The 11,708-nt window shown below is 67.3% G+C and carries 9 protein-coding genes; all 9 read left to right on the plus strand.

Annotated features, from left to right (window positions below; genetic code table 11):
* Positions 1-1,725 (plus strand): type VI secretion system Vgr family protein (locus ACP5E6_RS13115; RefSeq protein WP_427954709.1); only part of this gene is annotated, 1,725 nt, incomplete at its 5' end.
* A 3-nt stretch (positions 1,726-1,728) separates the two neighbouring features.
* Positions 1,729-2,325 (plus strand): DUF6931 family protein, encoded by a 597-nt coding sequence (locus ACP5E6_RS13120; protein WP_427954711.1) that lies wholly within the window; start codon positions 1,729-1,731, stop codon positions 2,323-2,325.
* On the plus strand, positions 2,322-3,620 hold the full coding sequence (gene tagH / locus ACP5E6_RS13125; RefSeq protein ID WP_427954712.1) for a type VI secretion system-associated FHA domain protein TagH: 1,299 nt from the start codon (positions 2,322-2,324) through the stop codon (positions 3,618-3,620). Before ACP5E6_RS13120 ends, tagH begins: the two co-directional genes overlap by 4 nt.
* Positions 3,617-4,090 (plus strand): type VI secretion system lipoprotein TssJ, encoded by a 474-nt coding sequence (tssJ, locus tag ACP5E6_RS13130; RefSeq protein ID WP_427954714.1) that lies wholly within the window; start codon positions 3,617-3,619, stop codon positions 4,088-4,090. Before tagH ends, tssJ begins: the two co-directional genes overlap by 4 nt.
* A 6-nt stretch (positions 4,091-4,096) precedes the next feature.
* Positions 4,097-5,428, plus strand: a complete 1,332-nt coding sequence (gene tssK / locus ACP5E6_RS13135; protein ID WP_427954715.1) for a type VI secretion system baseplate subunit TssK — start codon at positions 4,097-4,099, stop codon at positions 5,426-5,428.
* Positions 5,425-6,780, plus strand: coding sequence for a type IVB secretion system protein IcmH/DotU (gene icmH / locus ACP5E6_RS13140; RefSeq protein WP_427954716.1), 1,356 nt, complete (start codon positions 5,425-5,427; stop codon positions 6,778-6,780). Before tssK ends, icmH begins: the two co-directional genes overlap by 4 nt.
* Positions 6,777-10,286: a type VI secretion system membrane subunit TssM gene (gene tssM, locus ACP5E6_RS13145; RefSeq protein WP_427954717.1), complete on the plus strand. Its 3,510-nt coding sequence runs from the start codon at positions 6,777-6,779 to the stop codon at positions 10,284-10,286. Before icmH ends, tssM begins: the two co-directional genes overlap by 4 nt.
* On the plus strand, positions 10,283-10,819 hold the full coding sequence (tagF, locus tag ACP5E6_RS13150; RefSeq protein ID WP_427954718.1) for a type VI secretion system-associated protein TagF: 537 nt from the start codon (positions 10,283-10,285) through the stop codon (positions 10,817-10,819). Before tssM ends, tagF begins: the two co-directional genes overlap by 4 nt.
* Entirely contained in the window at positions 10,816-11,535 is a 720-nt protein-coding gene (locus ACP5E6_RS13155) for a PP2C family protein-serine/threonine phosphatase (protein WP_427954720.1), read from the plus strand. Before tagF ends, ACP5E6_RS13155 begins: the two co-directional genes overlap by 4 nt.
* Positions 11,536-11,708 lie beyond the last annotated feature (173 nt).

Here is an 11,708-nt window from a genome sequence, read left to right on the forward strand (position 1 = left end):
CTCCGCACCGGCCTCTCCATCATCCAGGTCGACCAACTCCTTCACCAACCCGTCACCATCACCATCGCCCAGGGCGGCCCGCATCTCTGTTATCTCAACGGCCTCGTGCTCAGCATCACCCAGATGCCCTCCACCTCCACCGGTTCCACCCTGCTCGCCGACCAATCCTACTGGGATTACGAAATTGTCATCGTTCCCAAACTCCATTTCCTCGACCAAACCAGCGACTGCCGCTTCTACGAAAACCTCTCTTCTCTCGACATCGTACAGAAAATCCTCTCCGAATTCAGCGTCACCGACGTCGACTACCGGATCACCACCCCCCCGCCGACGCGACCCTACACGGTCATGTTCAACGAAACCTATCTCGGCTTCATCAACCGCATCCTCGCCGAAGATGGTCTCTTCTATTTCTTCGAACACAGCAACGTCGCCCACACCCTCGTGATCGGCGATTCCAACGCCGCGTTCAAAACCCTGCCGGCCTCACCGGTCATGTTCGCCTCGCAAAGCGCCATCGAAGCCGGCATCCACTCCTGGCAACGCGCCGATGCCACCACAATCGGCACCTCCGACATGGGCGACTACAACCCGACCACCGCCGCCACCAAAATCGCGGGCGACGAACCCACGATCATGACATCGAGCGGAACCGCCGCGCGCTCGCATTATCACTGGCCCAGCTTCGCACCCGACCCCGGCACCGCCTCGACAATCGCCAAGCGCCACATGCAGGCCCATGAAGTCCGCGCCCGCGCCTTCACCGGCACCGCCACCATCCCCGATCTTTACGCCGGCGGCATCATCACCCTGACCGGCGACCCCACCGCCGATGGCGGCGCCACCGAATACATCCTCACCTCGGTCGCCATCGCCATCGCCGATCACGGCGGCGCCATGAACGGCTCGCGCGACCCCGGCATCACCGTCTCGCTCACCGCGATCAAGTCAAAAACCCCGTGGCAACCCATGCCGCTGGGCAAACCCGCCCTGGCCGGGTTCTACTCCGCCACCGTCATCGGCCCGCCCGGCGAGGAAATTTACACCGACGATCTCGGCCGCATCAAAGTCCAGTTTCCGTGGGATCATCGCAACGAAACCACGCCTTCGGGCAGTTTCTGGCTCCGCGTCGTCCAGCCCTGGTCCGGCGGCGGCTGGGGCGCGCAGTTCATCCCGCGCATCGGCCAGGAGGTCGCGGTCACTTTCCTCGAAGGCGATATCGACCGCCCGGTCGCGGTCGGCGCGCTCTACAATTCCACCAACACGCCCATTTTCCCGGCCGCGCAGAAAAACAAGAGCGGCTTCCGCTCCCGCTCCACCAAGGGCGGCGGCGCCGCCGATTACAACGAGATCTCGTTCGACGACACCATGGGCTCGGAGGTCATGCTCTTCCACGCCCAGAAGGACCACGTCATCGAGGTCGAGAACGACCAGACCATGACGATCGATGCCAACCGCACCGTCACCGTCAAGAAAAATGAAGCCATCACCATCCAGGGCACCCAGACCGTCAAGGTCACCAAGGCGGTCCTCTATGAATCCGATACCTCGATCACGCTCAAAGTGGGAGACAGTTCGATCGTCATGGATCACACCGGAATCACGATGAAATCATTGATGATCAAGCTCGAAGCCGGCGCCCTGCTCGAGACCAGCGGCAAGATCGCCCAACACAAGGGTGAGGTTCTACAGATCCTCAAAGCGGCTATAATCAAGGTGAATTGAGCCATGAGCGCCGCAACGATGGAAAAACTCTTCGCCGCCGACCGTGACGAGGTCGCCCAGCGCGCCACGCTTGGCCCCCAGGCGCGCAGTGCGGTGGCCGATGCGCCCAGCGTCTCCGCCATGATCGCGATCCTGGCCGGCGGCGGCTTTCTGATCGAGGCGGCGCGCTGCTTCGCCCATGCGCTGCCCAAGCGCGAGGCGGTATGGTGGGCCGCGATGTGTGCCTCCTACACCACACCCGATGACTTGGCCGAAGCCGATCGCGCCGCCCGAATCGCCGCCGAAACCTGGGTACGGACCCAGACCGAGGACGCAAGGCGCACCGCCATGGCCCTGGCCGAGCAGGTCGGGTTTCAAAGTCCGGAAGCCTGGACGGCGGTGGCCGCGTTCTGGTCCGGACCCAGCATCGCCGGCGCGGACATGCCCCCCAACCCACCGGCCCCGCATCTCACCGGAGTCGCGGTGGCAGGTGCTGTCGTCCTGTCCTCGGTACGCGGCGATCCGGCCATGCGGCTGGTGCGACTCGAACGATTTCTGGGCTCGGCGCGCGACATCGCCGAGGGCGGAGCAGGACGTCTCGTGCCTGAAACTACCTCATGACCCTGATCCTGAGCGTGCTGCGCTGCCCCGATGCCGCCCCGCCCGAAACCCGCCGCCTCGAGGGTGGCGAGTTCCGGATCGGACGCGGCCCCGACAACGACTGGGTCCTGACCGACGCCGAACGCGTGCTTTCCAAACGCCATTGCGTCATCGCCTGGCGCGGCGGCACCTGGCAGATCGCCGATACCAGCACCAACGGCACCTATATCAATCGCGATACCGCCCCCCTCGGCGCCGGCGCGATCCACACGCTCGCGGATGGCGACCGGATCAGGCTCGGCGCCTATGAAATCGAAGCCCGGCTGCAACCGGTGCCGGGTTTCGCGCCGACCCGGCGGTATGAGTCCGGCGCCGATGATCCGTTCGCGCACCCTTCGGCCGCATCGGGTCCACCGCCCCCAACGGGGTCGGACAATTGGTTCGGCAACGGCAATTCGATCGCGCTACCTCATGATTTCGACCCGCTGGGTGCCGATGAGTCGCTGTTCGCCGCTCCGGTGGCCGACCATACCCCCGCCCATCAGGACGCATTCCGCCCACCGCCGATCGCCCCGAAACTGCTGCCGGATGACTGGGATATCATGGCCCCACCCCTCCAGCCCGCAGCCCCCCCGCTGGTCGCGTCCACCCCACCGCCGCGGCCGAGTTCGCCTTCGGAACCGCTCGCACCGAAACCCGAACCGATGCCCGCGCCATCGCCGACCCGGCCCCGGAACGATCTGCTGGAGGTGTTCCTTGCCGCCGCCGGCATGGCCGATCAGCCACCCGCCGGCGATCCGGCGGAGGTGATGCGCCGGCTGGGCGGCGCGTTCCGCGCCATGGTCGGCGGGTTGCGCCAAAGCATGATCGCACGCGCCACCATCAAGGGAGAATTCCGGATCGAACAGACCATGATCCGCGCCAAGGGCAACAACCCGCTCAAATTCTCCGCCGATGACGACGATGCAATGGCCGCCCTGCTCGGTATCGGACGGCGCACCGATATGGAGGCGGAGGCCGCGGTCAGCGATGCGCTGCGTGACATCCGGCTGCACGAAATCGCCGTGGTGGGCGCGATGCAGGCCGCCGTGCGCGCCTTGCTCGCCCGATTCGATCCGGCGGCGCTGCGAAGCGAGGGTGAACAGGGCCGCGCCATGATTCCGGCGCAACGCAAGGCCCGCGCCTTCGATGCGTTCGAGGCGCTGCACGGCGAGATCACCAGGGCCATGACCGATGATTTCGACAGCGTATTTGGCAAAGCTTTCGCACGTGCCTATGAACGGGCCTTGTCTGAAGCGGAGGCGCGCGATCCATGATAGGGCGATGGTCGGTCCTGGTGGTGCCGTTGCTGCTGGCATCGTGCGGCGGCGCGCCACCCCCCCGCCCGCCGGCGACACTCGCCTTGACCATCGTCGGCGGCGCTGACCAGAACCCCGATCCGGCCGGCACCGCCGAGCCGGTCGCGGTGCGGATATTTCCCCTGGCCGCATCGGGCAAATTCACCGCCGCCGATCCCTACTCGCTGATGGCCAACGCCACCGGCGTGCTCGGCCCCGATCTCGCCGGACCGTCCGATCAGGTCATCGTCGCCCCCGGGGCAACGGCGCATGTCGATCAGCGACTGCCGGACGCGGCGCAGTCGCTCGGCGTGATCGTGTTGTTCCAGTCGATCAATCAGGCGCAGTGGCGGGTCCTGACCCCATTGACTCCGCACCAGCCGAATGTGCTGACCTTGCGGATCAACGGTTTGGCGGCCAAACTCGCACCCAACGCTCACAAAGGCTGATCAACGATGAGTTGGACCAACCGGGTCGTCTGGCAGGAGGGGATGTTTCTCCGCTCGCAGCATTTCCAGCAGCAGGATCGCTGGCTGGATGCGCTGTTGCGCGGGCGGATCGCCGCGCTGGTGCCCTATCCCTGGGGCATCACCCACGCCACGATCAACCGCGACCTGCTCGGCACCGGGCGGTTCGCCCTGGCCGAGGCCGCCGGCGTCTTCGAGGACGGCACGCCCTTCGCCCTGCCCGGCGAAGCCGATCACCCCGCCCCGTTCGATGTGCCGGAAGGGACGCGGAATGTCCTGATGCATCTGGCCTTGCCGGTCCGTCAACCGGGAGCGGCCGAGATCGCGGCGGCCGATGGCAGCACCGAAGGGCGCTACAACGCCGGCCGGTTCGAGGCGTATGATACCCATTCCGCCTCCCCCGAACCGGCCGAGGTGCTGATCGGCCGGCTCCGGCTGCGTTACATGCTCGATACCGAGGACCGGGCCGGATTCCTGTGCCTGCCGATGGCGCGGATCATCGAGGTCTCGGCCGACAAGCGGGTTACGCTCGATGATCGCTGGATTCCGCCGGCGCTGGTCTGCCACGCGGCGGCGCCGCTCGCCGGGCTGATCACCGAGTTTTCCGGCATGATCCACCAGCGCGGCGAGGCGCTCGCCGCGCGGCTGAACGCGCCTGGCACCCGAGGCGTCGCCGAGGTGCAGGATTTCATGTTGCTCCAGGCGATCAACCGCTGGCAGGCCCTTTTGCAGCACTGGGCGGATGCGGCGGTGATTCATCCCGAAACGCTCTATGCCGCCTTCGTCGAAATGGCCGCCGAATTCGCCACCTTCATCGAGGGAACCCGCCGGCCCAACACCTATCCGGGCTATCGCCACGAGGATCTGCAACGCAGCTTCGCTCCGGTGGTGGCCGATCTGCGCCGCTCGCTCTCGGCGGTGATCGAACAGAACGCGATCGCGATCCCGTTGCAGGAGCGCCGGCACGGCGTCCATGTCGGCCCGATCAACGATCGCTCGATCCTGCGGGCCTCGAATTTCGTGCTCACGGTGCAGGCGGATGTGCCGGGCGAAACCCTGCGGCGGCTGTTTCCGGCCCAGGTGAAAATCGGCGCGGTCGAGCAGATCAGGGAATTGGTCAACGTCGCACTGCCGGGCATTTCGGTGCGTCCCCTGCCGGTCGCCCCGCGCCAGATCCCGTTCTATGCCGGGGCGAGCTATTTCGAGCTTGATCGCGGCAGTCCGCATTGGCAACAGATGCAGAATTCCGGTGCCTTCGCGCTGCATGTGTCGGGGGAATTTCCGGGGCTGAAACTCGAACTCTGGGCGATTCGCGGATGAGCGACAATCCGTTTGCCGAACCCGACGACAGCGACCGCACGATCATTCGTCCGGCGCCGGGCGGCAGACGACCCCCTCCACCACCACCGCCGTCGCCGCCGGGTGGCGGCGGGGGGTATGAACCGCCGCCACCACCACCGGCCGGCGGGGCCGAAACCCTCACCTTCGGTTCAACGCCGCTCCTCGCCGCCGCCGCCCCCCTGCTGCAATTGCTCGCCCGGCTGCGCAACACGCTGCAACCGCCCGATTCCGGCGATCTGCGCGAGCGGACGGCGCGGGCGATGCGCGATTTTGAAATCGCCGGGCGGCAGGCCAATGTCCCGGTCGAGCAATTGCGACCAGCCCATTATGCGCTGTGCGCCAGTCTCGACGACGTGGTGCTGGCGACCCCCTGGGGCAGCCAGGGCGCCTGGGCACAGCGCTCGCTGGTCTCGACTTTTCATCAGGAGGTCCGGTCCGGCGAGCGGTTTTTCGACATTCTCACGCAGATTCGCCAGAACCCCGGCAATTTCCTGCAGGTGCTGGAACTCATGTATGTCTGTCTCTCGCTCGGCTACATGGGTCGCTACCGGCTCAGCCCGCGCGGACCGGCCGAGATCGACCGTCTGCGCGAGGAGATCTATGCGACCATCCGCCGGGCCCGGCCACCGGGCGATGCGACCCTCTCGCCGCAATGGCAAGGGGTGGCGGCGCCCTACCGGCCGCGCCGGGCGGCGCTGCCGGTCTGGGTCGCGGCGGCGGCGGCGCTGGGGGTTCTGGCGCTCGTGTATGCCGGATTCGATTATTCCCTCGCCGGATCGTCCGGTGCTCTGTACGATCATGCGGTCGCGGCAATCCCCTCGCGCATGCCCACCCTGCTGCGCGCCGGACCGACCACGCCGCCACCACCGCCGGTGGCACCCTCTCCCACCGTGCTCGACCGGTTACGCGGGTTTCTGGCACCCGAAATCGCCAGGGGTGAGGTGAGCGTGCTGGGTACCATCAACGCGCCGGTCGTGCGGATCAACAATACCGGTCTGTTCAATTCCGGCAGCGCCTCGGTGCAGGCGCAAGCCCTGCCGCTGCTGAACAAGATCGGCCAGGCGCTGGCCCGGGAACGTGGCCAGGTGCAGGTGATCGGCTATACCGACAGCCAGCCGATCCACACGCTGCAATTCCCCAACAACCTCGCGCTCTCGCAGGATCGCGCCCGCGCGGCGGCCGCGGTGCTGGATCGTTCAATCGGCGATCAGAGCCGGCTGACCGCCGAAGGCCGGGGATCGGCCGACCCGATCGCGAGCAATGCCACCGCCGCCGGTCGCGCCCTGAACCGTCGGATCGAGATCGTTCTGATCCGGAGTGCCTCACCATGAGCCGTCACCTTGTCCGCTGGGGCCTGAGCGGACTCGGCGTCGCGATCCTCGCGGCGCTCATCTGGTTTTTCGCACCGTTCTGGCCACCGCTGGCGGGGGTCATCCCCCGGGCGGCAATCGTTGCGCTGTTCGTGCTGCTGTGGCTGGGGATCAATCTCTGGCTCGATCGTCGCGCCCGCCAGCGGGCGGCGGCGGTCGAAAATGCCATCACAACCGCCCCGCCCGACCCTGAGGCCGGGGCGCGGGCCGAAGAGGTCGCGGCACTCGCGGCGAAGCTGAAGAAGGCGCTGGCGATTCTGGCCAAGGCGCGCGGGACACGGGGGTTTTTGTATGAGCAGCCCTGGTACGTGATCATCGGGCCGCCGGGTGCCGGCAAGACCACGGCACTGCTCAACGCCGGGCTGAATTTTCCGCTCGCCGCCGAGCTGGGGCAAGGCGCGGTCGCCGGCGTCGGCGGCACGCGCTATTGCGACTGGTGGTTCACCGATCAGGCGGTGATGATCGACACCGCCGGGCGCTATACCACGCAGGATTCCGCCGTTGCGGTCGATCAGGCCGGCTGGCACGGGTTTCTGGATCTGCTGAAACGGACACGGCCGCGCCAGCCGCTCAACGGCGTGATCGTGGCGATCGCGCTGTCGGACATCGCGGGCGGTGACGCAGCGGCGCTCGCCGCCCATGCCCGCGCCATCCGGGCGCGGATCAAGGACATCACCAACCGGCTCGGCGTCACCGTGCCGGTCTATGCGCTGTTCACCAAATCCGACCTGATCGCCGGGTTCAGCGAGTTTTTCGACGATCTGGACACGGTCGGGCGTTCGCAGGTCTGGGGGATCACCTTCCCGAACGAACGCGGGCCGGGCGGCGCGGTGGGCGGGTTCGTGACATCGTTCAAAGCCCTGGTCACGCGGCTCGAAGACCGGGTGATCGACCGGCTGGCCGCCGAACGCAGCCCCGACCGGCGCGCGATGATCGAAGGCTTCCCGCTCCAGTTCGCCAGTCTGCAGGCACCGGTCGGGGCGTTCCTGACCGAGGCGTTCGCCGGCTCGACGCTCGATCCCGCGCCCTGGCTGCGGGGCGCGTATTTCTGTTCCGGCACCCAGGAGGGCACGCCGATCGACCGGCTGACCGGGGCGCTGGCGCGCAGCTTCGGCATCGATCAGCGGCGGGCGCCGAGCCTGCGGCCGCAATCGGGGCGTTCGTATTTCCTGGGGCGGTTGCTCAAGGACGTGATCTTCGGCGAAGCGATGCTCGGCTCGGCCGATCGCAGCCTCGCACGCCGGCGCGTTGCCTTGCGGATCGGCGGGTTCGCGGCGGTCGGCGTGGTGCTGATCGGCCTGCTCGCGGGGCTGCTGATCAGCCGGGGCAACAATGCACACGCCATCGCCCAGGCGACACAAGCACTTGCGGCCGAGCAGAAAATTGCCGCAACGCTGAAACTCGACCCGGTCGCCAGCGCCAACCTGGCGCGGATCGCGCCCTTGCTGCAACAGGCCCGCGCCTTGGCGCATGCCCGACCGGACAGCGGTTTTGTCGGGCTCGGGCTCAATCAGGCCCGCTCGATCCGGGCGGCCACCGCCACCCTCTATCGCGATACGCTCGATTTCGCGCTGCTGCCGCGGCTGGTGCTGCAACTCGAGGCCGAGATGCGTGGCGGGCTCGATCGGCCGGATTATCTGTATCAGGCCACCCGTGTCTATCTGATGCTCGGCAATCAGGGGCCGCTCGATGCGCCGCTGGTCGAGGCGTGGATGAAGCTCGATTGGCAGCGCCTGTATCCCGGCATCGGGCAGACCGATCTGCGGTCGGAGTTGATGGACAATCTGGTCGCGCTGCTGGCCCGGCCACTGCCCGACGTGCCGCTGGATGGCGGGTTGATCGCGACGGCGCGGGCGACGTTCTCCCGGGTGCCGATCGCTGAGCGGGTGTATTCGCGAATCCGGGATTCCGAGGCGGCGGCGCGGATGCCGGCATGGACGCCTGCGGCGGCGCTGGGCGCGGCGGGGATTTCGTTGTTCACCAACGCGACGGGTCAGCCGCTGACCGATGGCATTCCGGGATTTTTCACCAAGCGCGGCTTCTATTCCGTGCTGCTGCCGGCGCTGACCCATGCCTCACAGGATGTGGCGCGCGAAAGCTGGGTGCTGGGGCGGTCGGCGCGGGTCGATCCGGGGTCGCCGCAGTTGCAGTCGCTGGAGAGCGACGTGATCGCGCTTTATGAGCGTGACTACGAGGCGCATTGGCGCGCGATGATCGATGATCTCAATTTGGCGCCTTTGGGGAGTGCGGGACAGGCGGTGCAGGCGCTGTATGTGCTCGGTTCGCCGCAATCGCCGATGAAGACGTTGCTTGAATCAATGGCGCGGCAACTCACCTTGACCGAGGCACCGAAACCGCCGAAGGGCGCCGCCGTGGCCGCCCGCATCCCCCATGCTGCGGCGCTGAGCGCGGCGACCGCGCGGTTGAAGGGGTTGCTGGGGCCGGGTGCGGCGGCTGAGCCGAAGCCAGGTGCGGCGATCGACCAGGCGTTCGCGCCGTTGCGGACCTATGTCGGGAACGGCGGGGTGGGCGCACCGATCAGCCTGACGCTGCAATTGATCGATCAGGTGCAACAGCAGCTCGCGACCCTGGCGGCAACCGCGCCGGGCGCGGCGGGACCGGCGGCACCGGGTGCTGGGGGCGATGCGGCGGCGCTGCTGGCCGGCGAGGCGCAGCATGACCCGGAGCCGGTGCGGCGCTGGCTCGCTGGCATCACCGGGACCGCGGATACGCTGCGGGGCGGCTCGGCGGCGGCGGCGGCGGCGGCGGCGTTCAATGCGCCGGGTGGGGCGGCGCCGCTGTGCCAGAAGGCGGTGAGCGGGCATTATCCGTTCGACAGCAGCGCCAGCGCGGGTATTCCGCTTGCCGATTTTTCGCATCTGTTCGCGCCGGGCGGGGCGTTGGACAGTTTTTTCAATACCCAGGTGCGGCCGTTCGTGAACATGACCGGGCCGGTCTGGCGCGTGCAGCCGGTCAACGGGGTGACGCCGCCGGTCAGCCAGGGGGCGGTGGCGGAATTCCAGCGGGCGCAGGAAATCCAGCAGATGTTCTTTATCGGCTCGGCGACGCCGAGCGTGCAGTTCACCATCACGCCTGACGCGCTCTCGGCCAGTGCGGCGCAGGTGACGCTGCAACTCGGCGGGGTGACGATCAGCTACGCCCATGGGCCGACGGTGCCGACCTCGGTGACCTGGCCGGGGGCGGATGGCATGCAATCGGCGCGATTGATCATCACGCCGGCGGCGGCGGGGGGCATGCCGGTCACGGTGCAGGCGAGCGGGCCGTGGGCGGTGTTCCGGTTGTTCAATCAGGGCCGTCTGACGGCGGACGGGGGATCGGCGCGGTATCGGCTGACCTTCGACCAGGGGGGCGAGAGCGCCTCGTTCACGATCGAGGCGGGGTCGATTTTCAACCCGTTCGCGCCGGGGGTGCTGACCGATTTTCGCTGTCCGAGTCTGGGCGGATGAGCGCGGGGTTCTATGGCAAGCTGCCGTCGCGGGGCGATTTTATCGGCGGGGGATTGGCCTCCTTCGTGGTCGATGCGCTGGATCAGTGGATGCGGGCGTGTCTGGTGGCGAGCCAGGCGGCGCTGGGTTCGGCATGGATCGATTGCTGGATGGAGGCGCCGGTCTGGCGGTTTTTCAGCGTGATTGGCACCACGCGATTCGGCGGCGTGTGGATGCCGAGCATGGACAAGGTCGAGCGGTGTTTTCCCTTGGTGATCGCGATCGAGGCGGAGCAGGCCGGGCCGGGCTGGTTTGACGCCGCCGAGGCGGCGGGGTTTGATGCTGTGACCGGGGCGGCGATGGGTGAGATGACGCCGGATCATCTGGCGTTGCGGTTGCGGGCGATTGCGCCTGACGCGTGGACGCCGCCGGCGGCGGGCGTTTGGTGGACCGCGGGGGCGCCGCGCCGGGAGGCCGGGCAAGTGGCGTGCGAGGGGTTGCCCGATCCGGCGATATTCGCGGGATTTTTGAGCGATCGGGGGACGGCGCCGTGATTCCGCGGGTGAAGACATGGGCGCAGACCCATGTGGGGATGGTGCGCAAGCATAACGAGGATGCGTATCTGTGCCGGCCTGATCTGGGGTTGTGGGCGGTGGCGGATGGGGCGGGCGGGCATCAGTCCGGGGCGTTGGCGTCGGGGATGATCATGGCGGCGCTCGATCGGCTGGAGGGGGGATTGACCGCGGCGGAACTGCTGCCCCGGGTGCGGGCGGCGGTGGACGAGACGCATCGGGCGTTGCTGCATGAGGCCGCGCTGCGCGGGCCGGGCACGGTGATCGCCTCGACCGTGGTGGTGCTCATTTTGCGGGATTTTCATTTCGCTTGTTTGTGGGCCGGGGATTCGCGGGCGTATCTGCTGCGCGAGGGATCGCTGACCCAGATCACGCGGGATCATTCGCTGGTGCAGGATCTGGTCGATGAAGGGCGGTTGAGCGCGGTGGCGGCGGAACATCATCCGCAGGCCAATGTGATCACGCGGGCGGTGGGCGCGGACCAGGAGGGGTTCGAACTCGATAAGGTGATCGGGGATGCGCGGCCGGGAGACCGGTTTTTGCTGTGTTCGGACGGGTTGAGCAAGATTGTGCCGGAAAGCGAGATCGCGGCGCTGCTGGGATCGCCCGAAGGCGTGCCACCGACCGAATTGCTGGTGGCGGCGGCCTTGGCGCGGCATGGCAATGACAATTTGACGGCGGTGGTACTGGGTTTCTGAGCCGGATTGCGGGCGCGGCGGGCGGGAAAACGGATGAGAGAAAGGGATTGTCCTTTCCGTTAGGCTTTTTCGTTGCTGAATCGTAACGATTTGGGCGTGCGAAAGCCGGTGCCGCACCTCATCGATTTTTGAAGCTCTTGGGGTTGGGGATGAAATAATGATTGCCGGGACCG

Origin of the sequence: Acidiphilium sp. (assembly GCF_049977125.1) — a bacterium.
Lineage (GTDB): Bacteria > Pseudomonadota > Alphaproteobacteria > Acetobacterales > Acetobacteraceae > Acidiphilium.